24 protein-coding genes are annotated in these 23,855 nt (G+C 62.8%); 12 read left to right on the top strand and 12 right to left on the bottom strand.

All coding sequences use genetic code 11. The features are described 5' to 3' along the window. Positions 1–14 precede the first annotated feature (14 nt). Positions 15–677 (top strand): response regulator transcription factor, encoded by a 663-nt coding sequence (locus A3M3_RS0105285; RefSeq protein ID WP_028265474.1) that lies wholly within the window; start codon positions 15–17, stop codon positions 675–677. Next, a complete protein-coding gene (locus A3M3_RS0105290; protein ID WP_197023129.1) occupies positions 674–1,789 on the top strand; it encodes a sensor histidine kinase in 1,116 nt (371 codons plus the stop codon). Before A3M3_RS0105285 ends, A3M3_RS0105290 begins: the two co-directional genes overlap by 4 nt. Here the strand turns inward: A3M3_RS0105290 and A3M3_RS0105295 are convergent. The 3 genes from A3M3_RS0105295 to A3M3_RS0105305 form a co-directional block, all read right to left on the bottom strand. Further along, the gene (locus A3M3_RS0105295; protein WP_028265476.1) at positions 1,786–3,756 is read right to left on the bottom strand and encodes an ABC transporter ATP-binding protein; all 1,971 of its coding nucleotides are present in this window, start codon (positions 3,754–3,756) and stop codon (positions 1,786–1,788) included. The genes A3M3_RS0105290 and A3M3_RS0105295 overlap by 4 nt on opposite strands. Next, complete coding sequence (locus A3M3_RS0105300; RefSeq protein WP_028265477.1) at positions 3,753–5,486, bottom strand: ABC transporter ATP-binding protein; 1,734 nt, start codon at positions 5,484–5,486, stop codon at positions 3,753–3,755. The genes A3M3_RS0105295 and A3M3_RS0105300 overlap by 4 nt, the downstream gene beginning before the upstream one ends. 124 nt (positions 5,487–5,610) lie before the next feature. Further along, a complete protein-coding gene (locus A3M3_RS0105305) occupies positions 5,611–6,651 on the bottom strand; it encodes an LLM class flavin-dependent oxidoreductase (protein WP_028265478.1) in 1,041 nt (346 codons plus the stop codon). Between the two features lie 349 nt (positions 6,652–7,000). On the opposite strand from A3M3_RS0105305, the gene A3M3_RS0105310 reads away from it, so the two are divergent. Continuing rightward, a complete protein-coding gene (locus A3M3_RS0105310) occupies positions 7,001–7,837 on the top strand; it encodes an alpha/beta fold hydrolase (protein WP_028265479.1) in 837 nt (278 codons plus the stop codon). A gap of 202 nt (positions 7,838–8,039) precedes the next feature. Then, complete coding sequence (locus tag A3M3_RS0105315) at positions 8,040–8,513, top strand: sensor histidine kinase (protein ID WP_028265480.1); 474 nt, start codon at positions 8,040–8,042, stop codon at positions 8,511–8,513. A 203-nt stretch (positions 8,514–8,716) separates the two neighbouring features. On the opposite strand, the gene A3M3_RS0105320 is transcribed toward A3M3_RS0105315, so the two are convergent. Both A3M3_RS0105320 and A3M3_RS0105325 read right to left on the bottom strand, forming a co-directional pair. Continuing rightward, on the bottom strand, positions 8,717–10,075 hold the full coding sequence (locus A3M3_RS0105320) for a formimidoylglutamate deiminase (protein ID WP_028265481.1): 1,359 nt from the start codon (positions 10,073–10,075) through the stop codon (positions 8,717–8,719). Further along, entirely contained in the window at positions 10,072–11,286 is a 1,215-nt protein-coding gene (locus tag A3M3_RS0105325; protein WP_028265482.1) for an allantoate amidohydrolase, read from the bottom strand. The genes A3M3_RS0105320 and A3M3_RS0105325 overlap by 4 nt, the downstream gene beginning before the upstream one ends. Positions 11,287–11,405: 119 nt before the next feature. Here A3M3_RS0105325 and A3M3_RS0105330 point away from each other — a divergent pair, with 119 nt between their 5' ends. Continuing rightward, a complete protein-coding gene (locus A3M3_RS0105330) occupies positions 11,406–12,230 on the top strand; it encodes a hypothetical protein (RefSeq protein WP_155854288.1) in 825 nt (274 codons plus the stop codon). A 249-nt stretch (positions 12,231–12,479) separates the two neighbouring features. Here A3M3_RS0105330 and A3M3_RS0105335 read toward each other — a convergent pair whose 3' ends face one another. Then, positions 12,480–13,166, bottom strand: a complete 687-nt coding sequence (locus A3M3_RS0105335) for a serine hydrolase (RefSeq protein ID WP_231497189.1) — start codon at positions 13,164–13,166, stop codon at positions 12,480–12,482. Between A3M3_RS0105335 and A3M3_RS28735 the strand changes: the two genes are divergently transcribed. Continuing rightward, the gene (locus A3M3_RS28735; RefSeq protein ID WP_231497190.1) at positions 13,165–13,365 is read left to right on the top strand and encodes a hypothetical protein; all 201 of its coding nucleotides are present in this window, start codon (positions 13,165–13,167) and stop codon (positions 13,363–13,365) included. The two genes, A3M3_RS0105335 and A3M3_RS28735, sit on opposite strands and share 2 nt — an antisense overlap. A 223-nt stretch (positions 13,366–13,588) precedes the next feature. On the opposite strand, the gene A3M3_RS0105345 is transcribed toward A3M3_RS28735, so the two are convergent. Next, the gene (locus A3M3_RS0105345) at positions 13,589–13,894 is read right to left on the bottom strand and encodes a putative quinol monooxygenase (protein ID WP_028265485.1); all 306 of its coding nucleotides are present in this window, start codon (positions 13,892–13,894) and stop codon (positions 13,589–13,591) included. 28 nt (positions 13,895–13,922) lie between these two features. Beyond that, positions 13,923–14,660, bottom strand: a complete 738-nt coding sequence (locus tag A3M3_RS0105350) for a glutamine amidotransferase (protein WP_028265486.1) — start codon at positions 14,658–14,660, stop codon at positions 13,923–13,925. Positions 14,661–15,051: 391 nt separating this feature from the next. Between A3M3_RS0105350 and A3M3_RS23865 the strand changes: the two genes are divergently transcribed. The 6 genes from A3M3_RS23865 to mctP all read left to right on the top strand — a co-directional run bounded on the left by A3M3_RS23865 (position 15,052) and on the right by mctP (position 20,745). Continuing rightward, a complete protein-coding gene (locus A3M3_RS23865; RefSeq protein WP_035741382.1) occupies positions 15,052–16,401 on the top strand; it encodes an ammonium transporter in 1,350 nt (449 codons plus the stop codon). 47 nt (positions 16,402–16,448) lie between these two features. After that, entirely contained in the window at positions 16,449–16,772 is a 324-nt protein-coding gene (locus A3M3_RS0105360; protein ID WP_028265487.1) for a DUF6221 family protein, read from the top strand. Positions 16,773–16,974: 202 nt separating this feature from the next. Next, positions 16,975–17,172 carry a helix-turn-helix transcriptional regulator gene (locus A3M3_RS0105365; protein ID WP_028265488.1) on the top strand — a complete coding sequence of 66 codons (198 nt, stop codon included), beginning with the start codon at positions 16,975–16,977 and terminating at the stop codon, positions 17,170–17,172. Next, the gene (locus A3M3_RS0105370) at positions 17,172–18,368 is read left to right on the top strand and encodes a type II toxin-antitoxin system HipA family toxin (RefSeq protein WP_028265489.1); all 1,197 of its coding nucleotides are present in this window, start codon (positions 17,172–17,174) and stop codon (positions 18,366–18,368) included. Before A3M3_RS0105365 ends, A3M3_RS0105370 begins: the two co-directional genes overlap by 1 nt. A gap of 401 nt (positions 18,369–18,769) precedes the next feature. After that, positions 18,770–19,051, top strand: a complete 282-nt coding sequence (locus tag A3M3_RS23870) for a DUF3311 domain-containing protein (RefSeq protein WP_051422944.1) — start codon at positions 18,770–18,772, stop codon at positions 19,049–19,051. Continuing rightward, entirely contained in the window at positions 19,048–20,745 is a 1,698-nt protein-coding gene (gene mctP, locus A3M3_RS0105380; protein WP_051422945.1) for a monocarboxylate uptake permease MctP, read from the top strand. Before A3M3_RS23870 ends, mctP begins: the two co-directional genes overlap by 4 nt. Positions 20,746–20,898: 153 nt before the next feature. Here the strand turns inward: mctP and A3M3_RS0105385 are convergent, their stop codons facing one another. From A3M3_RS0105385 to A3M3_RS0105405, 4 genes are all read right to left on the bottom strand, one after another. Continuing rightward, the gene (locus A3M3_RS0105385; RefSeq protein WP_028265491.1) at positions 20,899–21,756 is read right to left on the bottom strand and encodes an ABC transporter permease subunit; all 858 of its coding nucleotides are present in this window, start codon (positions 21,754–21,756) and stop codon (positions 20,899–20,901) included. Between the two features lie 2 nt (positions 21,757–21,758). Then, entirely contained in the window at positions 21,759–22,703 is a 945-nt protein-coding gene (locus A3M3_RS0105390) for an ABC transporter ATP-binding protein (RefSeq protein ID WP_028265492.1), read from the bottom strand. Between the two features lie 235 nt (positions 22,704–22,938). Continuing rightward, a complete protein-coding gene (locus A3M3_RS0105400) occupies positions 22,939–23,133 on the bottom strand; it encodes a hypothetical protein (protein WP_028265494.1) in 195 nt (64 codons plus the stop codon). 28 nt (positions 23,134–23,161) lie between these two features. Continuing rightward, a complete protein-coding gene (locus tag A3M3_RS0105405) occupies positions 23,162–23,854 on the bottom strand; it encodes a hypothetical protein (protein ID WP_155854289.1) in 693 nt (230 codons plus the stop codon). Between the last annotated feature and the right edge of the window lies 1 nt (position 23,855).

The following is a 23,855-nucleotide window of genomic DNA, read 5'->3' on the forward strand; positions in this document are numbered from 1 at the left end:
GATAGAGTCCTGTCATGCGTGTTCTTCTCGTTGAAGATGAGCCTTATCTCGCCGAGTCGGTTCGGGACGGCCTTCGTTCGGAAGCCATCTCTGCAGACATCGCCCTCGACGGAGCAGCGGCTCTCGAACTCCTGGCGGTAAACGACTACGACATCGCGGTGTTGGACCGGGACATTCCGGGGCCGTCAGGCGACGACGTCGCCCGGTCCATCGTGGCATCCGGCTGCGCCACGCGGATCCTCATGCTCACAGCGGCCGATCGAATCGGGGACAAGGTATCCGGCTTTGAACTTGGTGCGGACGATTACTTGACCAAACCGTTCGCGATGCGGGAGCTTGTGTTGCGTCTGCGTGCGATCGCCCGCCGTCCGGAAGCCGCGGCGCCACCCGTCCTCGAGTTCGCCGGAGTCCGGATGGACCCGTTCCGTCGAAAAGTGGAACGGGGTGAAAGCGAAGTGAGCTTGACAAGGAAACAGTTCGCGGTCCTCCAGGTTCTCATGGAAGCTGAGGGCGGTATTATCAGCGCCGAACAACTCCTTGAAAAGGCCTGGGACGAGAACATCGACGCGTTCACAAGTGTTGTGCGAGTGACAATCTCAGCTCTGCGCAAACGCCTCGGGGAACCCGAAATCATCGAAACCGTTCCCGGCGTCGGATATCGAGTGGCCCCGGCATGAGCACACCTCCGGGCGGCTCCGTGGAACGCCCACCGGGACTGTCGGCTCGGTGGAAGCTGGCCTTAAGCTATGCGGCCATGGCGGTGGCAACCGGCGTACTCCTCCTGGCTATCACCTATGTGTTCCTGTTGCGCTATGTCCCGCAGGAGATCATGTCCACACGAAGTGGAGGTTTTGCTCCGAACCAAGCCGACCTCATGCGCGCCTTCCTCCCGCCCGCATACGGAGCTTTGGTGCTCATTGTCGTCATGGGCCTGGGTGGCGGCTGGTTCCTGGCCGGCCGGGTTCTGGCTCCGCTGAGGCAGATCGGTGGGGTAGCACGGGAAGTGTCGAAAGGATCCCTCTCCGCCCGCATCCGCATGGGTGGGCGCAGCGATGAGTTCCGTCAGCTCGCCGACATATTCGATGAAATGATGGAACGGATCCAGCAGCACGCCGAGCAACAACGCCGTTTCGCTGCCAACGCTTCCCATGAGCTACGCACCCCACTTGCGATCATGGGCAACCTCGCGGAGGTCGGTAGCCTTAACCCGGATACTGACATGACCGAGCTACTACATAGGTTAAGGGAGGTCAATGCCCGGGCATCGAACACGGTGGAGTCGCTGTTACTCCTCTCCCGTGTGGAGTCAGGCCGCATCACCCTCGGGCAAGTGGATCTCTCTCTTGTCGCCGAGCAAGCGGTAGAGGACCTTATCCCGGCTGCCGAACGTGCGGGGGTCATCGTCCATGCCGATTTGTCGCGCACGGTGGTGAGTGGAGATGCTCCCCTCCTGGAAAGGATCGTCTCCAACCTTGTGCACAACGCCGTGGTTCATGGCCGGGAAACCGTATCGGTGAGGACGTCCGACACTCCGGCGCATGGCCTCCTGGTCGTCGAAAACCCCGGCGACGTCATTGATCCGACGCTCTTGCCGACCCTGACTGAGCCATTCTTGCGAAAAGAACGCACGGCCTATCGAGCCACAGGCGAACACGCCGGCGTAGGGCTGGGACTCTCCATCGTCGCTGCGGCGGTCCAAGCCCACGGCGGAACCCTTGAGCTGAGCGCCAAACCCGGCGGTGGCATCACAGCAACCGTGAAACTTCCACGCCGGACCGCGCTTCCCTAGACCTCCGCAACGGGAGCCGCAAATTGCGCCTCGTACAGCCTTGAGTAAGCCCCACCCGCGGCAAGCAGCTCGGCATGCGTTCCCTGCTCCACGATCTGCCCGGCTTCCATCACCAGGATGAGGTCGGCGTCGCGGATTGTGGACAGGCGGTGCGCAATTACGAAGCTCGTCCGGTCAGAACGCAGGGCGCTCATGGCCTTCTGCACCAGCACCTCGGTCCGGGTATCCACCGAACTCGTGGCTTCGTCCAGAATGAGGACAGACGGACGTGCCAGGAACGCGCGGGCGATCGTAAGCAGCTGCTTCTCACCGGCAGAAACGTTGCTGCCTTCGTCGTCGAGCACGGTGTCGTACCCTTCCGGGAGGGAGTGCACGAAGCGGTCCACGTACGTCGCTTGGGCGGCCTCGAGGATCTCCGCTTCGGTAGCGTCGGGCCGGCCGTACGCGATGTTGTCACGGATTGTCCCTCCAAACAACCAGGTATCCTGCAGCACCATACCCATCCGCGAGCGCAGCTCGTACCTGGACATCGAGGCGACGTCGACGCCGTCGAGCGTGATCCGCCCGGCGTCGAGCTCGTAGAAGCGCATCATCAGGTTCACGAGGGTGGTCTTGCCCGCCCCGGTGGGTCCGACGATCGCCACGGATTGACCGGGTTCGGCGACCAGGCTCACATCGGTGATGAGGGGCTTGTCCGGCGAGTAGGAGAACGAGATGTTTTCGAAGACCAAGCGGCCACGCGTGACCTCAGGAACGGGCGAAGGCTCAGGATCAGTGCTCTGCTCCTCGGTATCGAGCAACTCGAAGACGCGTTCTGCGGAGGCCACGCCAGACTGGAGCAGGTTGGCCATGGAGCCGAGTTGGGCCAGTGGCTGGGTGAACTGCCGCGAGTACTGGATGAAGGCCTGCACATCGCCGAGCTGCATGGCGCCCGATGCCACTTGCAGCCCGCCGACCACGGCAATACCCACATAGACAAGGTTGCCGATGAAGGTCAGCGCCGGCATGATCAGGCCGCTGATGAACTGGGCTCCGAAACTGGCCGAGAACAGTTCCGCATTCTTCTCGCGGAAACGCTGCTCCACTTCGCGTTGGCGGCCGAACACCTTCACGAGCGCATGACCCGTGTACGTCTCTTCGATTTGACCGTTCAGCTCACCGGTGTTCTTCCACTGGGCTACGAACAGTTTCTGCGAGCGCTTGGCTATCAGCACCGTGGTCACCAGGGTCAACGGCACGGTGACCAGGGTGATGAACGCCAGGATCGGCGAGAGGAGCAACATCATGAAGATGACGCCCGCCACGGTGAGCAAGGAGGTGACCGCCTGGCTGATGGACTGCTGGAGGCTTTGCGAAATATTGTCGACGTCGTTGGTCACACGGCTGAGGAGCTCGCCGCGCTGCACCGAATCGAAGTAGCGCAGCGGCAGGCGGTTGATTTTCGCTTCGATCTGCTCGCGGAGCCGGTACACCGTCCGCTGCACGACGCCGTTGAGCACGTAAGCCTGAATCCAGCCGAACGATGAGGCCAGGACATACAGGACCAGCACCCAGATCAGGATCGAGGCCAGGGCCCTGAAATCGATCCCGACGCCGGGAGTCAGGTCCATGCCCCTGAGCATGTCCGCTTTGGAGTTCTGTCCGGATGCGCGCAGCCCGTCGATGAGCTGTTGCTTGCTCACTCCGGCGGGAAGTTGCTTGGAAACGACGCCGGCGAAGATCAGGTTGGTGCCCTCACCCAACAGCCGCGGGCCGATCACGGACAAGGTCACGCTGGAGACAGCCAGGACAAGAACCAGGATCAGCCACAGCCGCTCCGGCCGGAGCGTGCCGAGGAGCCGCTTTGCGGAGGGCACGAAGTTCATGGCTTTTTCCGCCGGAACATTCATCCCTGCGAAAGGTCCGCCGCGGCCGGGACCCATCTGCGGACGGGGCGGGCGGTTCGCCGTGCTCGGCGCGCTGCTCATGCTGCCTCCTCCGCTGCCAGTTGCGAGGAAACTATCTCGCGGTATGTTTCGGATGTCTCCAACAACTCTTCGTGCGTTCCGCGCCCCACGAGCCGCCCGTCGTCGAGCACTAGAATCTGCTCAGCATCCGCGATGCTGGACACCCGCTGCGCAATGATGACCATCGTGGCTCCGGACGTGTGGCGCTTGAGTGCCTGGCGCAGCCTGGCGTCGGTGGCGGTGTCCAAGGAGGAGAACGAGTCATCGAAGATGTATAGCTCGGGCTGCTTCACGAGTGCCCGGGCGATCGCGAGGCGTTGGCGCTGACCGCCGGAAACATTGGTGCCGCCCTGCGATATCGGAGCGTCCAGGCCGCCCTCCATCTCCTCGACGAAGTCCTGCGCTTGGGCGATGGAAAGCGCCCGCCAGAGTTCCTCCTCCGTGGCGTCGGGCTTGCCGTAGAGCAAGTTGCTGCGGACGGTGCCGGAGAACAAGTAGGGCTTTTGCGGGACCAATCCGATGTGCCCCCAGAGGAGGTCCGGGTGCAGCTCGCGGACGTCGACGTCGTCGATCCGCACCGAGCCGCTGCTCGCGTCGAAGAGCCGTGGCAGCAAGTTCACCAAGGTGGTTTTGCCCGCTCCCGTGCTGCCGATGATCGCCGTTGTCTGGCCCGCGCGTGCGCGGAAGCTGATGCCGCTGAGGACGGGTTGCTCGGCGCCCGGGTAGGCGAATCCGACGTCGAGCAACTCCAACTCGCCGCGGCCGGCGGTCTTCGTCACGGGGTTCTCGGGAGGCCGCACGCTTGACTCGGTCTCCAGAACCTCGCCGATGCGGTCCGCAGATACAGCGGCGCGGGGGATCATCACCGCCATGAAGGTGGCCATCATCACGGACATCAGGATCTGCATGAGATAGCTCAGGAAGGCGATCAGGGTACCGACTTGCATGGATCCGTCGTCGATCCGGAAGGAGCCGAACCAGATCACGGCCACGCTGGAGACGTTCAGTACCAGCATCACTACCGGGAACATGAGGGCCATGAGCCGGCCGGCCCGCAATGCCATCTCGGTGACGTCCTGGTTGGCCGAGGCGAAGCGTTCCGTCTCCATGTCCTCGCGAACGAAAGCGCGCACCACCCGGATGCCGGCCAGCTGCTCGCGGAGCACCCTGTTCACGGTGTCGAGCCGGACCTGCATCTTGCGGAACAGCGGCACCATCCGTGTGACGATCAGGCCTACTGCGACGAGGAGCACGGGGACGCTCACGGCAATCAGCCAGGACAACTGGGCATCCTGCCGGACGGCCATGATCACGCCGCCGATGCTGAGCATGGGCGCTGCGACCATGAGCGTGCAGGACATCAGGACGAGCTGCTGCACTTGCTGCACATCGTTGGTGGAACGGGTGATCAGGGACGGCGCACCGAAGCGAGTGACCTCCTGCTCGGAGAACTCCCCCACCCTGGTGAAAATGGCGCCGCGCAGGTCCCGCCCCAAACCCATGGCCGCCTTCGCGCCGAAGTAGACGGCCGTTATCGAACAGGCGATCTGCAGGAGGGTGATGAGCAACATGAGGCTGCCAGTGCCCAGGATGTACCCGGTGTCCCCCTTGGCCACGCCTTCGTCAATGATGTCGGCATTCAATGTGGGCAAGTACAGGGACGCGATGGACTGCGCCAGCTGGAAGACGACGACGGCGATCAGCAGCCGCCTGTGTGGCCGCAGGTACTGAACGAGAAGTTTCCAGAGCATCGGTCTCCAACTCACGTAGTGATTCGAAGGCCAGTCTACGACTGGTTGCTGGGGGCAACTAGGGCTTTCCCTCAGGGCGGAGCGTGGCGGGGAACATGTCCACATTCCGGTCACTTCAACGGATTTATTTCACCGAAACGGCGCCGATCTCCCGATGTACCGCGGGCATGATTTCGGTAGCTAGGAGCTCGATGGATCGCGCGGTCTCGGCAAAAGGCAGGCCGCCCAGGCCGATTTGGGCCAGATATCTTGTATTGCCCAGGGTTTGGTGGATTTCCAGGAGCTTCTCAATGATTTGCTGGGGGCTGCCCACGAGCAGGCCTCCACCGGGTTCTGTCCATTCGTCGAAGGTGCTGCGGGGGAAATGGTCCACGGGCCGCGGCATGTTCTGCTCAAAGTAGGCGCGATAGTACGGGTAAAAGGTGTCCTTGGCTTGTTGCGACGTCGGCGCCACGTAGAAATGGCCACCGGCACCCACTGGCAGGGCGGCGGCGTCGTGTCCTGAGTTTTCGGCGGTTTCGCGGTATAGCTCCACGAGCCTGCGGAACCGGGCCGGCCCGGACAGCAGGGCGACGAACAACGGCAAGCCCAGCCGTCCGGCCCGGACGAAACTCTGCGGCGTGCCGCCCACGCCTACCCAGATCGGCAGCTTGTCCTGGACCGGACGGGGCGCAATGTCCATCCCGGAGATGGTTTGGGTCAGGTGCCCCTGCCAATCGAGCCTGGCGTTGTCGCGCAGGGCAAGCAGCATCTTCAGTTTCTCTTCGAACAGCTCGTCGTAGTCCTCCAGCCGGTGGCCGAACAAGGGGTACGACTCCACAAAGGCGCCACGGCCGGCGATGATCTCTGCCCGTCCGCCGGAAATGAGGTCCAGCGTGGAAAACTGTTCGAACAGCCGGACGGGGTCTTGGGTGGAGAGCACCGTCACGGCGGTGCCCAGCCGAAGAGTGGTGGTTTCCCGGGCGATGGCCGCGAGCACGATCTCCGGGGCCGAGAGGGCGAAATCGGGCCTATGGTGTTCTCCGAGGCTCAGCGAGGAAAGCCCTGCCTGCTCGGCAAGCTTGGCTAGCTCGATGATGTCCTTGAGCCGCTGCTGTGGTGAAAGGGCGACGCCGGTATTGATGTCACGGGTCAGCTCGCCGAAAGTAAAGATTCCAAAGTCCATATTTTATTGAACATTCAAGCATTGGTTTTCATTCCCTGCGGCCGGACCCGCCGTCGCCCAATACCGGAGCAACCGGATGACCCTCCTCCACATATAGTCCCCAAATAGCGAACCCTCCTCCACATATAGTCCCCAAATAGCGAACCCTCCCCCACATCTTGAACTGCTTGAAGGTTCGTCGATTTCAGGGGAAACGTGAGCGTGCGTCGGTCAAAACGGCGTCAAACGTGAGCGAGCGTCGGTCAAAACGGGGCGGGGGCGGGCTGCCCCGTCAAGGCGCGTGCCGCCGTCGCGGGTGGACAGTAGGCTGGAAACGCTCGGAAATAACCGCTACGAAAGGACCGTCGTCATGGCTTACATCACCGTCGGAAATGAAAACAGCACCGAGATTGAGATTTACTACGAGGACCACGGGACTGGCCAGGCAGTGGTCCTGATCCACGGCTACCCTCTGGATGGCTCATCCTGGGAGAAGCAGACCGCGGCACTGCTCGACGCCGGCTACCGCGTCATCACCTACGACCGCCGCGGCTTCGGCAAGTCCAGCAAGCCGACCGTCGGCTACGACTACGACACCTTCGCCGCCGACCTGAATACCCTGTTGGAAGCACTGAACCTGAACGACGCCGTGCTGGTGGGCTTCTCGATGGGCACCGGCGAAGTGGCCCGCTACATCAGCACCTACGGCTCCGGCCGGGTGGCAAAGGCCGTGTTCCTTGGATCCTTGGAACCGTTCGTCCTTCAGACGGACGACAATCCCGGCGGGGTCCCGCAGTCGGTGTTCGACGGCCTCACCGAAGCTGTCACTACCGACCGCTACGCCTTCTTCACCGAGTTCTTCAAGAGCTTCTACAACAGCGACACCTTCCTGGGGACGCCCCGGCTGAGCGAGGAATCCGTCCGGGCCAGCTGGAACCTGGCAGTCCAGTCCGGCGCCCACGCCTCAGTGGCCGCCCAGCCGACGTGGCTCACCGACTTCCGCGCCGACATCCCCAAGATCGACGTTCCCGCCTTGATCGTCCACGGTACCGAGGACCATATCCTCCCTATCGATGTGACGGGCCGCAGGTTCACCGAGGCGCTCCCGAACGCCGATTACCTTGAGATCGACGGCGCCCCCCACGGCATGCTGTGGACGCACGGCGCCGAGGTCAACAAGGCTTTGCTGGACTTCCTCGGGAAGTGACAGCTCTCGTCCGACGACGGCGGGTACCACCCGCCGTCGTCGCCTTAACTCAAGTTTGCGGAAACCTGACGAAAGACTGAGGCGAAACTGAGCAAATCTCGCAGGAACGTTGAGCCTCCGAGTCCACGCTTGAACCATGCACCAGGCGGAACCCATTCGTCGGCAAGAAGCACCAAGGCTGCAAGGGGAAGCAGGACGGGCCATGAAGACTGCATCAGCACTGGACGAGGTGACTGCCATCAATGGCGTCATCACCGATCGGCACCCCGGCGACTTGCACGCCTTGGGGCTCGCAGGCTGCATCGATCGCTTGGCTGCACCGCTTCGCCGCGAGGGGACCGCGGTCCATTGGGAGACACCGCACCACGGCATTGAAATCTCGTCCCGCTCCGCTTCCCTGCTCTACCAAGCCGCCCAGGAAGCCCTCAGCAACGCGTTCAAATACGCGCACGCCCACGACATCACCATCCGCCTCGCTGCCATTTACCACGGGATCCGACTGACTGTCACGGACAACGGCATCGGTTTCGACAGCCAGGCTACGCCTGCAGGGGCGCACCACGGATTCGGGCTCCGACTCATGACCATCGCCGTCAACGAAGTGGGAGGCGAGGTCTCCGTTGTGTCCTCGCCGGGCAACGGCACGTGTGTAACCGTCACGTTACCGCTCGACTGATCGCAGGGGTGCCCGACGCCGGCCGGCGGCACAAGAGTCGATCTTCGCGTCGGTGCCCCGCCGCCAACGCTCACTCATATATGCCACCGTTTCGCCCGACGCTCCTTCACATATAGGGCCAATTTCGGAAACCCACACTCAGTAGAAATGAGCGGGCGCCCCGGAAAACAACCCTAAAGGTAACGAGCGTCTTGGGTGAGCGCCTAGGAGAACTCCTTCAGCGCCTCCGTCAGCAGTCGGCCCGGAGCGCCGAGGCGCACATGGACTCCGTGTGAAGCCACGAGTTCACCCGCAATAACGACGGCGGTGACGTCGCTCGCCGTCGCGCTGAACGCGAACTGCTCGGGTCTGGAACCAGCGGTCCGGACGGAGCCCGGGTCCACGACCATCAGATCACAGACCGCACCTTCCTCAAGTGCCGTGGCGAAGGGCGTAGCCAAGGAAGCCGTTGCTCCGATGGTGGCCGCCTGGAGCAGTTCCTGCGGTGAGAACCTGCCCCGCTGACCCGAACCGAGGCGTTCTCCGTGCTCCAAGGTGCGCATTTCAACCCACGGATCGATCACTGCGTGCTGGTCCGTGCCCAGGGCGATGGTCACCCCGGCGTCCGACAACGCGCGGGCTGGACCGATCCCGTCGGCGAGGTCGGCCTCGGTGCTTGGACACATCACCACCGTGGATCCAGCGTTCCCGAGGAGCCGGATGTCCTCCGGCGTCAGGTGGGTGGCGTGGACGGCGGAGAGTCGCGCGGACAGCAATCCGTGCCGGGCCAGGAGTCCCGCCGGGGTGACCCCATAGGCCTGCAGGCAAGCCTCGTTCTCCGCCGTTTGTTCGCTCAGGTGAATGTGAAGCGGAATATCGGCGGGCAAGTGCCGGGCAACCGTCTTGAGCGCTTCCTCGGGCACCCCGCGGACGGAATGCAGGGCGGCTCCCACCCCAACCATCTCCGGCGGAAAACCCTGCGCAACCTTGGCCCGCAGCGAAGCGAGCCGGTCCAACCAGGCTTGGGCGTCGGCGTCGCCAAACCGTGCCTGTTCCGGGCTGAGCGGTGCCCCGATGCCTCCCGCGAGGTAGAGGGTGTCCAACAAGGTCAGCCGGATCCCGGCCGCCAGGGCTGCCCTGGTCAACGCCAATTCCATCGCGTGCGCCTCCGGATACGGCGTTCCATCTGGCTGGTGATGGACGTAGTGGAACTCGGCCACGCTACTGAAGCCCGACACCACCATTTCGGTGAAGACTGCCGTGGCGAGCTTCTCGTATTTCTCCGGTGTCAGTTCCGCAGCGCTTCGGTACATCTGCTCCCGCCACGTCCAGAAGTCGCCGCGCGCGCCGTGCGTACGTCCACGCAGGATCCGGTGGAAAGCGTGCGAGTGGGCGTTGGCTGCCGCAGGAAAGCCGACCCCGTTCAATATCTGGTCACCCGTTTCGGGCCGGACACCGGTAGAGACGCTGGAAATTCGGCCACCTTGTACTTCCAGCCGGACACCGGTGGCGACAACCGCGCCGCCCGCGCCGCTGCCGCCGTCCGCGTTTACCAGCGCCGCCTCGCACCAGAACCCGCTCACAGGAGTCCCTCCAGGACGTCGGCGAGCGCAAGGGCCCCGGCTGCCGCGTCCTCGTCGGCCACGTATTCTTCCGGAGAATGCGAGATTCCACTGGGATTGCGGACGAAAAGCATCGCCGAGGGGACATGTCCAGCCAGCACGCCGGCGTCGTGCCCCGCCCCGCTTGCCAGCACCGGGGCGCCCGGCAGGAGCTCGCCGATGCGTCGGCTCAGGCCGGGATCGAAGTGCACGGTACCGCTATAGGACTCTTCCGTGAGGGTGACGGCGCAACCTTCGCTCGCCGCAATCTCCCGGGCCACGCCGTAGATCGCTGAGATCAGTTGTGCCGTGACAGCGTCGTCGGGGTGGCGGGCGTCGAGCCACAAATCGACGCGGGAGGCAATCACGTTGGTCCCGCCGGGAACCGGGGTCAAGCGCCCCACCGTAGCCCGCGCATCCGGTTGCCTCGCAGCGGTGTCGCGGACGGCAACGACGATCTGCGCGGCCGCGACCATGGGATCGGCGCGGTCGGCCATGAGAGTGGTCCCGGCGTGGTTGCCTTGGCCGCTGACGCTCAGCTTCCAGCGTCCATGGCCAAGGATCGAGCTTCCGACGGCGATGGCCGGGCCACCGTGGCCCAGCCCCTTTCCCTGTTCCACATGTAATTCAACGAAGTCACCGATTCGCGCAATTGCTTCCGGGTCGCGGCCTACGCGGCCCGGATCCAGCCTGTTGCCCCGCGCGATATCGGCGAAAGTGTTGCCGTCGACGTCGCGCAGGTTCAGCGCTTTGTCGGCGTCGATGGCGCCGGTCAGGAGCCGCGAGCCCAGGCAGGCCACGCCAAAGCGGGATCCTTCCTCTTCCGGGAAAACCGTGATGGCCAGGGAACGGTGCGGCCCTGTGTTCTTCGAGTCAAGGCCGCGGGTTTTCAGGATGTCGACGGCGGCAAGGGCCGAAGCGATGCCGAGCGGCCCGTCAAAAGCCCCTCCCCCGGGCACCGAATCGAGGTGGCTTCCAGTGACCAGCGCACCGTCCTGGGGCGTTCCCCACCATGCCCAGATGATGCCGTTGCGGTCCGTCTCGACCTGGAGGCCCCGTTGTTGGGCTTGTTCGATGAACCAGTGCCTGAGGTCGAGCTCGGGCGTCGAGTAAGCAGCCCTGGAATATCCTCCGCGCATTGCATCGCGGCCCACGTCCTTGATGGAGTCAAGGAGCTGATTGACGGTTTCCACGTGTTCCTCCGATTAATGAAGACGGCCACCACGTCACATGATGCCACTGCATCCTATGGACTGCCGACGACGACGAGCGTAGCTTAGTGCCCAAACACCGCACTGGGGAGGTGGAGTGTTTGGCTTGGTATCTGGGGCGCCGTGGCATCTCGATGTTCCGCCCCGCTCTTCTCGCCGTTCTCGGCGCATTGGGATGGTTGCTGTGGCTCGCCGGTCCTTCGCAAGCCACTGACATTCTGCCGACGATCCCTGTGCCCATGCCTTCGGTTTCACTCGCTCCGATTCCCCTCCCCGCTCCCATCGTCGAGCAGGTCCGGTCCGCGATTCCAAGCCCGAGTCAATTGGCCGCCGTCCCTGAGACCGTGGTCAAACAAGTACCAGCCCAGCCCTTGTCACCGGTCGTGGGGCTCGTCCCCGCTACGCTGTCCGTGGTCGACAACACGATCAGGGAACTCCCGGCATTGCCCGAGCTGCCTGCCGTGCCGGCATTGCCGCCCGTGCCCGGAGTACCGCTGCCTCCAGGACCTAGCGTTCCGACTGTCCCCGCTTCATTACGCCCTGGTTCGGGCGCGGCGCTCACCGCGTTCGCCCTTGAGAGCCCCCTGTCCCCGGCCTTGCCCGAGCTGCCTGCCGCACCGGGAGCGAGCACAAGGATCCTTCGATTCATTCCGGACGAGCTGGTTCTGACGCCGATGGCCGAACTGGCAATCGAGGCCACCTCGACCAGTTCGGGTGAACCTCCGCCTGACGGGCCGCTCCCGACCACCGCGTTCCAACGCGGCTGGGACTCGACGTCGGAATCACAAGGTGGTTCCGCCCATGGCGCCGCAGACCTCCCGGAACAACGTGCACTGGCACCGCCCTTGAGTGACGGCTGCGTCCCCGACGGCGATCAAGGTCCTGCAGCTGGGCCTGCATTTGATCCTGGGTCTTCTCCCGACTGACTAGGCCGCCCCTGCCTCTGCGGCAGGCACGGCCAACTGCGCCAGACCGCGCAGGAGAACTTTCAGTCAGGAGAAGAAACAATGCAAAACCACATCCATTCCATAGGAAATTGGCCCGATCCCATGTAGGAAGGGGGCATATCGATAGCACCTCGACAGGCGCTCAGCGTCCATCAGGGAACAACGACGCCGGCCGTGCAGTCAGTCTGACTGCACGGCCGGCGTCGTGGTGTGGAAGGCGAGGGAACCCTAGAAGAGGCCGCTCACCACTGCTTGGGTCAACTGATGGAATACATCGGTCCGGGCTGGAATATCAGTGACGTCCTGGCCCTTGGTGTAGACCACAAACACGTAGGAATGGGTCCCGTCGGTGAGGATGCTGGCGTCGTGGAGTTCGTCGTCGAGCAGTCCGTACTTGTGGAAAACAGTGATACCAGCCGGAACCGCCGCGGGGATGAGCGATTCGTAGTTTGTGTTCTGCATGTAGGACAACAACTGCGCCGTGTCTTGTTGGTTCAAGAGCTTCCCGGAATAGAGGCCGGCCAAGATGTCGGCCATCTCGGTGGGCGTCAGGGTATTGGTTTCCGGGTCATAGTTGATCCCGATTGATGAGGCGTAGTCCTGCAGTTCCGAGTGCCCCACCGCGTCCATGATCAAGGACCAAGAGTCGTTGTCGCTGTCTTGGATCATTTCCTGGATCTGGAACCCGGACGTGTAGTCCCCCATTGGATCGTCGAGGGACACCGCGCCTGTCTCGACAAGGTGGTAGTAAGCGACGGCAGACAGGACCTTGGCCGTGCTGGCTGCCTCGAACGGCGCCTGGACCCCGTATTGTCGGTTTGAACCATTGGATAAGTCGATCAGGGTGACCCCGATCTGGTACTGGCTGTTGGCACTGATGATGCCGTTGATTTCCGAGTCCAATGCGGCGGTCATGCCAGCAACTGAGGCGCCCGGCGCGGCAGGTGCCGCGGCAGCCGCCGTCGGGGTCGGCGGGGCCGCCGTCGAAACCGCGGGCGACGGCGAGGCGGGCGCCGGATCGACTGCCGGTGGCGCAGTCGCCGTCGGAACAGCGGCCGACGGCGAGGCGCTGGCTATCGCTGAGACGGATGAGCGGGCGTGCGCCGCCGAGTAGATCGTCGCCGTCAGGGTCAGGGCCAGAATGGCTGCGAACGCCGTCAGCAAAGCCGATCGACGTCGGCGCGGACTCCAGTGGTTCCGCGGTTTTGGCTTTCGTCCGGGCCCTTGGCCGGGACGACGGGGCTCATCCTCTTCCATAATGAACCAACCGTAACTAGCGCGGCTATGTAAGAGCTATGAAAACCCTGTCCGTCAGCCACGTGTCGTCTGGGTGAATATCAGGTGTCGCGGATCGGCGATCCCAACACAGTGAACCTGGTGCCACCCATTTCCCCGGACAGCAGGGGCATCGCTTCTGCGATGGCGGCCCGTGTGCCCTCCAGTTGCAGCGATCCTTGGTGCGCTTCTGCCGATTCCCATAGTTCGCAGACAAAGACCGTGTCCGGCGATTCTTCGTTGATGCCCACTTCGTAGAGCAGGCAGCCAGCGTCACGCAGCTCAGGTTTCGGCCTGAGCAGGATGGCGACGACGGCGTCGCGCTGGCCGGGTTTGGTGCCGAGACTTCCTACGTTCGCAAAGGTCATGGGGCTATTGTGCTTCATCCAGCCGACGTTATTGAGGGCCGGAATACCAACGGACAAAGTTGGCGAGGATTTTCATCGGTTCGGTCGCGGTGATCTTCCTGGCGTCAGCCATCAACTGTTCCGCGGCGTCGGGCGGGAAATATCCGGCGTGGCGGTAGGTGTCGATCCGGGTGACCAGCCCGGCGGCGTCGAGCTCCGGATGGAACTGTGTGGCGTAAAGGTTCCTTTTGATACGGAACATCTGCACCGGACAGGCGGCTGAGCTAGCTAGTAAAACGGCATGGCCGGGCAGGATCGTGCAGGCTTCCTTGTGGCCCGTGAACGCGACGAATCGTTCGGGCAGGCCTTGGAGGAGCGGGTCCTGGATTCCCTCCGCAGTGAGTTTGATGGTCACCCCGCCGAGTCCTTCCCCGTAAGTACGGTCGATCATTGCCCCTTGGTGAAGGCCCAAGGTTCCGACCCCATAGCAGGCCCCGAGAAACGGAAAGTCGGCAGGGACAATCCTGTCCAGGAGCTCGGCGAGTTCCTTCTCCACCCGTTTCTGGACCGGGCTCTTGTGCTCGGGTGGATCGCTTGACGTGAAAGGACTGCCGCCCACAATCACGCCGGAATAGTCTGAGAGCTCAAGCGGTGGCAGGGGCGCCGCTTCCATCCGGATGCGTTGTAGCTGCTCGGGAACGAGCCCTCCAAAACGAAGATACGCCTGGTACTCTTCCTCGGCGGCGACGTCTTCGGCACGAGATGCGAGCAGGAGAAACGGCTTCACAGGCTAAGTGTGCGCGCGGTGGCCGTGGCGCGCCAGCGTTCGGCTGAAACCTCCTTTGAGGGGCGGTGAGTTGCCGTTCACGTGGACGAAATGTCCGGATTTCTGCCCGCTTGGAAGGATTTCACGTCCTTCAGCTCTGGAATCCGCAGAAACACTCGGCTCCTTCACGCCCAATTCGGGCTGTTCAGCGCCGGCGTGGAGACAGCGTTAACATTCCCGAAACATGCCCGTCATGCGTTCTTCACGCCAAGCCCGGTTATGTAACGTCCCCGCAATTTTTCCTCGCATTGCCGGAAACACGGAACCGGAAATATTGGGCAAGGGAAGAACGGGGCCAAGCTACGGCGGTCCTCCAACGGCACTCTGATAAGAGATAAGAAGGGAAACGCACGTGAATATCACTGCGGAAAACGTTTGGGTGATGGTGTCGGCGGCACTTGCACTGCTCATGACCCCGGCACTCGGCCTCTTCTACAGTGGCATGACCCGGGCCAAGGCCTCCCTCAATATGATCATGATGAGCTTCATCTCGGCGGGCATCGTCGGCGCCGTGTGGATCCTGTGGGGCTACTCGATGATCAGCGGCAAGAGTGTCCTGGGGATTTTCGGCAATCCGTTCAGCAGCTTCGGCTCCGCAGACCTCGTCGGTTCCACCGATCTCATCAAGCTCGGCTTCAGCGCCACTTTCGCTATCGTCACAGTGGCCCTGATCAGCGGCGCGATTGCCGACCGCGCCAAGTTCACTTCCTGGGTCATCTTCGTCCCCATCTGGATCACGCTGGTGTACTGCCCCTTGGCGTTCATGGTCTGGGGCGGCGGCCTCTTGAGCCCCGGCGGAGCCATCAGTTCGGTCTTCGGCCAGGTGATTGATTTCGCCGGTGGCACAGTAGTGGAAATCAGTTCCGGCGCTGCCGCGTTTGTCCTGGCGTTGATCCTGGGCAAGCGTCACGGCTTTGGAAAAGACCCGAACCACCGCCCGCACAACCTCCCCTTCATCATGCTTGGCGCAGGCCTCCTCTGGTTCGGCTGGTTCGGTTTCAATGCCGGCGCGGCCACGACGGCGGCGCAGGCCGGCTTGATTTGGGTCAACACCCTTGTTGCCCCGGCGGGGGCTATGCTCAGCTGGTTGCTCACCGAGAAGTTCCGGCACGGCCACCCCACCTCCCTGGGTGCCGCATCCGGCGTCGTTGCCGGCCTCGTGGCCATTACTCCGGCTTGCGCCAACATCGCTCCCGCCGCGGCCCTGGGCCTGGGGCTGCTGGCTGGCGCCGTCTGTGCCGTGTTTGTCGACCTGAAACACAAGTTCGGCTTCGACGACTCCCTCGACGTCGTGGGCGTCCACCTCGGTGGCGGGCTGGTCGGCACCTTGGCGCTCGGATTCGTTGCCATGCCCGTCAATGGCAAAGGTGGAGGACTGTTTTACGGCGGCGGGCTCCAGCAGCTCGTGGCGCAGATCGTCGCCATTCTTGTCACTCTTGCGGTGTCCGGCATCATGACGGCAATCATTGCCTTGGTCATCCACAAAACCGTTGGTTTCCGGGTCAGCCACGAGGCCGAGCTTGCCGGGGTGGACTTGTCCGAGCACGCCGAGACCGCCTACGAGTTCGGCGGCATGGCCCGGAGTCACTTCAACGCCCTCCCGCACGTCCACCTTCCGGTTGCGGCCGCGGCCGTGCGGGTTCCGGCGCAAGCCGCCGCCGCCGTCGAGCTCCAGCGCGAAAAGCAAGCCGACCCCGCTTAGGGGAACCCGGCATTTCCGCGACCGCAAGGGACGCGTACGCTCAATTTGTGGATATCGTCGATTTCCTGTTCGAGCGCTTGAACGAGGACGAGGCCGCAGCGCGGAAACTCCTCGGCGACCGTTCCGTGTCCGAAGCCGGCAAATGGTACGAACGCCGCCTTCTTCTGGAATGCGAATCAAAGCGAAGGCTGCTCAGCATCGTGGAGTCAGCCCGGCAGACTGCCTTGGCCGCGATGGTTCGCGGCACGCTCGGGGACCCGCCGCAGTGGATCCCCGAATCGATCGAATGGACCACGAAATCGTTGAACGCCCTTGCACTGCCCTACTCGGAACATCCCGACTTCGAGCCGGAGTGGCTGGCGGGGACGTAGACGGCGGGCGCGTGCAGCGCCTTTCCGCAAGCCGGGTTTTGGAGGATGAATCGGCAACATTGTGCCGAAATGATGGTTCGAAGGCCCCAGAGCAGCTCCAAAGATCCGTTTCGGCACTATCTTGCCGATTTTGGCAAGATAGTTCAGAATGGGCCTAAGAAACTAGCAAATCGGCAAGTTCGTGCCGGATCATTGGAGACTCGTGGAAGACCTTGCGGCGATTGCGGCCACCATACGGAGAGCACGCAAGGAGGCCGGAATCACGCAGGCAGACCTCGCCGACCTTGCCGGGACCTCTGAGAGGACCGTTCGGGCGATTGAAACGGCCACTGGGAATCCTTCGCTTGGGGCCGTCGTGGCGGTAGCGAACGCCGTCGGTCTGCACATGATGGCGGGCTGATGGTCGACGATTTCCAGGAGTTGAAGTTCGTCCGCGCGGCGGACGTTCACAAGGGCGGTGTCCTTGCGGGCCAACTTATCCGCACTGGCCACGGCGGGGTCACTTTTTCCTACGCGGCGGAATATCTGACTTCCGGCCGGCCTGCCGTTGCCAGTTCGCTGCCCTTGGGAGAGAATCCCGTCGAGACTCCCGCCGGAGCTCTCCCACCGTTCTTCGCCGGCCTGCTCCCGGAGGGGCACCGGCTTAGTGTGCTCAGGGACGCGACCAAAACCAGCCTCGACGACGAACTCACCCTCCTGCTCGCAGTAGGGGCAGACGTGCCGGGTGACGTCCAGGTGGTCCCCGCCGGGGCAATTCCCGTGGAACCAGCGTCCCTCGCCGACACGTCCAGGCCCGAGGAACTGGACTTCACCGCCCTTGCCAACGCAGTGGACCGCCACGCCATCCCCGGCATCCAAGACAAGGCAAGTGCCTCCATGTTGACCACACCGCTGTCTCTCAGGGGGCAACGGTATCTACTCAAACTGGACCCGCCTGATCACGCACATTTGGTGGCGAACGAAGCGGCGCACCTCTCTGCCGCCAAGAACCTCAAGGTTCCGGTTGCCAAGAGCCGCATCATCACCGACATGAACGGCCTGCCCGGGTTGTTGGTGGAACGCTTCGACCGCGTTCGGGACAAGGACCGCGTCTGGGTGCGCCTGCCCATGGAAGACGGAGCTCAAGTCATGGGCCTGCCACCGGCTTCCAAGTATTCAGTGACATCGGAGGAGGTAGCCGCGGCACTATCCGGGAGGTGCAAAGCCCCTCTCGTGGCTAGCCGCAACCTGTACCTCCAGTTTGTCTTTGCATGGCTGACGGGGAACGGCGACCTCCATGCCAAGAATCTCTCGATTCTCGGGGCCCAGCACGACGGCTTTGTCATGGCCCCGATCTACGACATTCCGTGCACGCTGCTGTACGGAGACGACTCGCTCGCGTTGCCGCTGTCTGGGAAAACAAAAAACCTCAAGGCGAAGCATTGGGCCGATTTCGCCGCGTCCATTGGCTTGCCGCAGCGCGCAGCGGCTGCCGCCAACGCATTGGCCCTGTCAGCCGCCGGGAACATCAGTTTGGAGAAGCTACCGTTCGCGGGGTCACCGCTCCGAGGTGCTGAACGAGAGCTGCGTTTCCGGCGTGGAAAGCTGGAGGGCTGACCGCCGCACGCCCACCCTGAAGGATCAACCAGAGCAGATTGAACCACTTGCCCCGGCCGATGCGAATGCGCGGGGGCGATCCCGCGATCCTGGGGAAGGGCTCCGGCGAAAGTCATCGGGTTGATGACATCCTCCCCGCGCTGCAATCTGCTTCGGAAGCTGCGGGCGACACCAGGCTCAGCGCGCGACGCAGGACCCCGCTGTGCCGGGTCCTGCATCGGATCCTGCGGCGGGAGGTTGCTAGCCGATCTTCCCACAAGAAAGGGGTAGCCCTTCCCCTGTCAAAGAATTAATCCAGAATCTATTCTGTTGATGGACCGTTATATTCACGGTCCTCAGGCCACCGGCACGTCCCGGGAAGCCCATCCCGCTCCGGGGGCCGTCTCATTGAGGAGGCGTCCATGTCAACTCCCGATGTGCCAACCCGGGGACCGGCGCGGCCCGGCCCGTATATCGTGGCCGGAATCCTGCTAGCCATCGCCATTCTGGTTCCGTTGTTGGTCCCCGTGTACTCGATTGATAAGCCGCGGCTAGCCGGTATGCCGTTCTTTTACTGGTACCAAATGCTCTGGGTTCCGATCACCGCCGGCCTGGTGGGAGTCACCTATCGCTTGGTCACCAAGGAGGACCGCCGCCGTCGAGAAGCCGTGCGGGGCGCACGCACAGAGGAGAAGGAACCATGAGCGGGCTCGCCGTCCCGGTGGCGACCACAGCGGATCGGCCCGTCAACGGCGTGGCGCTCACCGTCGTCGTCGTCCTCTTTATCCTCGTGGCGGTCTTGGGCTTTTTCGCTGCACGCTGGCGTGCAGGCAAAGAGTCCGGCTTGCACAGCCTCGATGAGTGGGGCTTGGGTGGCCGCGGCTTTGGGACGTGGGTGACATGGTTCCTGCTCGGAGGCGACCTCTACACTGCCTACACGTTCGTCGCCGTGCCGGCGGCAATGTGGGCCACCGGAGCTGTGAGCGGCTTCTTCGCGGTGCCTTATACGATCGTGCTTTACCCGATTGTGTTCCTGCTGATGAGCCGGCTGTGGTCAGTCTCGCACAGGCATGGGTTCGTCACGCCGGCGGACTTCGTTGGCGGGCGCTATGGCAGCAGGGCGCTGACAGTCGCAGTGGCCCTCACCGGCATTGTCGCGACGATGCCGTACATCGCGCTGCAACTGGTCGGCATCAAAGCCGTGCTCACGGTGTTGGGCCTCGGCAGCACGGAGAATGTCCTACTGACTGACTTGCCGCTGATCATCGCCTTCGTGGTCCTGGCCGCCTACACCTACACCTCGGGCCTGAGGGCGCCGGCGCTTATCGCCGTCGTCAAGGATCTCTTGATCTACCTGGCGGTCATCGTTGCTGTGATCTACCTGCCCATCAAGTTCGGGGGCTGGGACAACATCTTTAGTGCCGCCCAGACGAAACTCGACGCCATCAGCCCGGCCACCGGCAAGCCAGCCGGTGTCTTCATCCCGGGTGCCGCCAGCTACTCGGCGTACTGGACGCTGGCTCTTGGCTCCGCCATGGCGCTGTTCATGTACCCCCACTCTGTAACCGGGGTCCTGGCTACCAAGAGCAGGAACACCATCCGCAAGAACGCCGCGGTTCTTCCGCTGTACTCGCTCATGCTCGGGTTCCTTGCACTCCTGGGTTACGCGGCCATCTCCGCGGGCACCAAGCCCATTGACCTCAACGGCACCGTGAACCCGCAGCTGGTAGTTCCGCAACTGTTCCTGGACAACTTCCCCGCGTGGTTTGCCGGGATCGCCCTGGCGGCCATCGCCATCGGTGCTTTGGTCCCCGCCGCCATCATGTCGATCGCTGCCGCCAACCTGTTCACCCGCAATGTCTACCGCGACCTGATCCGGCCCGACGCAGACCCCCGGCAGGAAGCGAAGGTCTCCAAGATCGCCTCGCTCGTGGTGAAGTTCGGGGCGCTGATCTTCGTCATCGCGATGGACCAGTCGGCCGCCATCAACATGCAGCTCCTCGGCGGTATCTGGATACTACAGACGTTCCCGGCGATTGTGGCAGGGCTCTACACCCGCTGGTTCCACCGCTGGGCGCTGTTCGCCGGCTGGGCCGCCGGAATCATCTACGGAACCGTCGCGGCATACAACGTGGTCAATCCCGTGACGAAGGCCAATTTCGGTGGTTCCATCGCTGCCATCCCCGGCACCAACGTACAGGTTTACATTGCCGTCGTGGCATTCGCGATCAACCTTATTGTTGCTGCCGTCCTGTCTCTGGTCTTCCGTGCGATGAAGCTCCCGGACGGAATAGACATCACCCGGAACTCGGATTACGGAGCGGATGAGGACGATCCCAAGGTCGCCGAACTCCAGCGGAAGTACCCACTGGGCGAAAGCGGGGCCAGCACGTTCTGATGGCGGCAGACGCGACCGAGCCCGTCACGTCACACGATATTCGGCGTCATCCGTCCGGGCACGACACGATGAGAATTGAGCCGGTGATGGCCATTCCCGGGTTTCGCCGGAGCTGATCCTGCTAGCTCATCATCGCGTAGCACCGGGCAGTGCTTACACATCGCGCTTCTTTAGGAGGAGCACCGCCGCACCGGCGGGTACGATGACCCAGGCTCCAAGGACCAGTGCGGCCTGCCAAGCTTCAAGCAAGTCCGGGACATGATTGACGGACGTCAGCGGGATAAGAAGTGTGTTGCCGGGCAGATATTTGCCGACCGTGTCGAACCAACTGCCGTCGAAGAGATCGACCGTAATGGGCGCCACGAAGACCAGGCCGAGCAGGCTCACGACGCCCCCGGCAGAGCTGCGGAGTATCGTTCCGAGCGCCATGCCGAACCCCGCAATAGCAGCCACGTAGACGCCACTAACCAAAAGGCGCTTGATGAACTGCGGGCTACCCAGATCCACCGCGATCTTGTAGCTGTCCAGGATCGAAATCGTCACCAACCCTGCGATGTAGCTGGCCACTGCTGTTAATGCGAAGGCGCTGACCATCACCACAACGAGCTTTGCCAAGAACAACGAGATCCGTTTCGGGACTGCAGCGAAGGTGGAGCGAGCCATGCCTGTAGTGAATTCGGAGCTCATGAACAGGACGCCCAACGGACCCACGATGAGCACTACGATCCCAACCCCCTGAGTGGGCACACCAATGGCAATGTCCCCGGCCTGAGCAGCAATACGGGAGGTCAGTTCGGGATTGGACGCGACTCTAGCTGCGAAGGTCTCTCCGATGCTCTGTGCACCGAGCGCGGCGATGCCCATGATCTGAATGGCGGCGGCGGCCAGAAGAATGAACGTGGACCTCAAGGTGCGGAACTTGATGAATTCGGACTTCAGAATGCGGTGGAACGCCAGTCCGGGACCGGCTGCGGCGCGAATGGGACTGCGATTCGAAGCGGTGGTGCTCATGTCTAATTGCCTCCGGTCTTGCCGGGGGCGGAGGTCCCGGTGGTGATGTGCGAGTGGTATTCGACTTCGTCCTTGGTCAGGTCCAGATAGGCCTCTTCCAGGCTTGCCTGCAGGGGGACCATTTCGTAGACCATGATCTGGTTCTCCGCCGCCGTCCGGGCAATGTCACGCGTATCCAAACCACTGACCTCAAGCACCTCGGGTTCAATGACTTCCACCGACCCTCCGGCGCCTGTCAGCAGCTGCATGAGCCTCTCCGGCTGTTCGCTGCGCACCCGCGTCCGTGCTTGACCGTTGCCTTTGATGATCGCAGCAATCGGCGCGTCGGCAATGATCCTGCCGCGGCCGATCACGATCAGATGGTCCGCCGTCAGAGCCATTTCGCTCATGAGGTGGCTGGAGAGGAAGACCGTGCGGCCCTCGGAAGCGAGGTTCTTGAGCAGGTCGCGGACCCAGATCACGCCTTCAGGGTCCAAGCCGTTGACCGGTTCATCCAGAATGATGGTTTGCGGATCTCCCAATAGCGCTGCAGCGATCCCTAGCCGTTGACCCATGCCCAGCGAGAATCCCTTAACCCGCTTCTTCGCGACGCTGCCCAGGCCGGTCATCTCGATGACTTCACGAACGCGACTGCTGGGGATACTGTGCGTCGCTGCCATAGCGAGCAGGTGGTTGTATGCGGTGCGGCTCGTGTGGACGGCCTTCGCGTCCAGCAGTGCACCGACTTCGCGCAGTGGCGCGGCGTGTTTGGCGAGCGGCTCCCCGTTGACGGTCACGGAGCCGGCGCTTGGGGCGTCGAGCCCCATGATCATGCGCATGGTGGTGGACTTGCCCGCACCGTTCGGGCCCAGGAAACCGGTGACCCTCCCGGCTTCGACAGTGAAACTGACATTGTCGACGGCGGTTTTCTCGCCATAGGCCTTTGTCAGGCCTCGTGCTTCGATCACGAAAACATTCCCTTCTTGAAGTGCATATGGGCAGATGGGTTTCTGACCGCACCGATTTTGCGGTGCCATCGCAGACACCGTCAGCAACGAATAGCCCTTACCTGGCTGAAGGTGACGGTGTTCTGCAAAGTTTTTTTGCCGAGTTCCTGATGCGTGGTCTGGTTGACAAGGACTGCGTCGCCGCCAACGTCCTGAACCCCAGCCGTACGGTCCACAGTCCGGATGGCAAGTGTCGCTAGCCGTTTCGGTCGACCTTAGATGCCTTGGCATCGCGCACGAACTTCCCAAGCGAAACCAATGAACCCGCTACCAGCGCCACTCCGGAAACGATGCCCCACGGCGAGTCGTCGCGGATGGTGGAAAAGATATATACGGAGTAGAAACCAAAAATAAGCGCGAGGAGAAGCCAAATGATCGAGTTGCTTTTCACGGTAAATTCCTTAATGAACAGTAAATGGTCAGGCGAGATCGCGCTTGAGAAATACCCAGAATCCCGTTCCGAGCGCAAAAGCGAGCCACATAGCTGCTCCAGCAAGGGAATCCAACCTCAGGCTTCCCACCAGCTCTTGGTTCGCCCAAACCGAGAGCAAGTTCGGGAAAAGGAAGTCGGCGAAGTGCCCCAGCTGACGGCCCACAGCTGTCGGCAAAACAAGGCTCAAGGGCACGACAAAGAGGCTCAGGAGATGGTTGCGGATGAGGGAACCAATCGCGAAGCCCCACAGCGACCCCATGCCGGACACCCCGGCGAAGGCCACCACCACGTGGGTGCTGACATGCCAGCGGTCAACCCCCAGTTCCCCTGCCAGCCCGAAAAGCACGCCAATGGTTGTACCCGCCACCAAGGCCGCGACGGTGGTGGAGGCCGCCCGCCCGGTGAATGCCGCGCCACGCTGGAACACCAGGATGCGCCGATGAAACGATCTCGTGTTGAAATCCGAGGTAAAGGAGAAAGAGCCCACCACGGCCGCTGCAGTAAGCATCAGCGACAACCCGGCGTCCAGGAGAATTCGATCACCGCCTGTCATCGCATGGCCGCTTTCCTCTTCCGGTTCTATCGCCGCCGCCACCACAAGTCCACCGATCAGGCCGGCCACGAGCAACGTACCGATGGCCGATCCTTTCCACAACCAGGGACGTCGCAGATCAGACAAG

The organism is Arthrobacter sp. MA-N2 (assembly GCF_000517125.1).
Taxonomy (GTDB): Bacteria; Actinomycetota; Actinomycetes; order Actinomycetales; family Micrococcaceae; genus Arthrobacter; species Arthrobacter methylotrophus.

Bases quoted from the DNA above. Each gene is read 5' to 3' on its own strand.
- A3M3_RS0105285 (WP_028265474.1), top strand. From the start codon at position 15: ATGCGTGTTCTTCTCGTTGAAGATGAGCCTTATCTCGCCGAGTCGGTT.
- A3M3_RS0105290 (WP_197023129.1), top strand. From the start codon at position 674: ATGAGCACACCTCCGGGCGGCTCCGTGGAACGCCCACCGGGACTGTCG.
- A3M3_RS0105295 (WP_028265476.1), bottom strand. From the start codon at position 3,756: ATGAGCAGCGCGCCGAGCACGGCGAACCGCCCGCCCCGTCCGCAGATG.
- A3M3_RS0105300 (WP_028265477.1), bottom strand. From the start codon at position 5,486: ATGCTCTGGAAACTTCTCGTTCAGTACCTGCGGCCACACAGGCGGCTG.
- A3M3_RS0105305 (WP_028265478.1), bottom strand. From the start codon at position 6,651: ATGGACTTTGGAATCTTTACTTTCGGCGAGCTGACCCGTGACATCAAT.
- A3M3_RS0105310 (WP_028265479.1), top strand. From the start codon at position 7,001: ATGGCTTACATCACCGTCGGAAATGAAAACAGCACCGAGATTGAGATT.
- A3M3_RS0105315 (WP_028265480.1), top strand. From the start codon at position 8,040: ATGAAGACTGCATCAGCACTGGACGAGGTGACTGCCATCAATGGCGTC.
- A3M3_RS28735 (WP_231497190.1), top strand. From the start codon at position 13,165: ATGCCAGCAACTGAGGCGCCCGGCGCGGCAGGTGCCGCGGCAGCCGCC.
- A3M3_RS0105335 (WP_231497189.1), bottom strand. From the start codon at position 13,166: ATGACCGCCGCATTGGACTCGGAAATCAACGGCATCATCAGTGCCAAC.
- A3M3_RS0105345 (WP_028265485.1), bottom strand. From the start codon at position 13,894: ATGACCTTTGCGAACGTAGGAAGTCTCGGCACCAAACCCGGCCAGCGC.
- A3M3_RS0105370 (WP_028265489.1), top strand. From the start codon at position 17,172: ATGGTCGACGATTTCCAGGAGTTGAAGTTCGTCCGCGCGGCGGACGTT.
- A3M3_RS23870 (WP_051422944.1), top strand. From the start codon at position 18,770: ATGTCAACTCCCGATGTGCCAACCCGGGGACCGGCGCGGCCCGGCCCG.
- mctP (WP_051422945.1), top strand. From the start codon at position 19,048: ATGAGCGGGCTCGCCGTCCCGGTGGCGACCACAGCGGATCGGCCCGTC.
- A3M3_RS0105385 (WP_028265491.1), bottom strand. From the start codon at position 21,756: ATGAGCACCACCGCTTCGAATCGCAGTCCCATTCGCGCCGCAGCCGGT.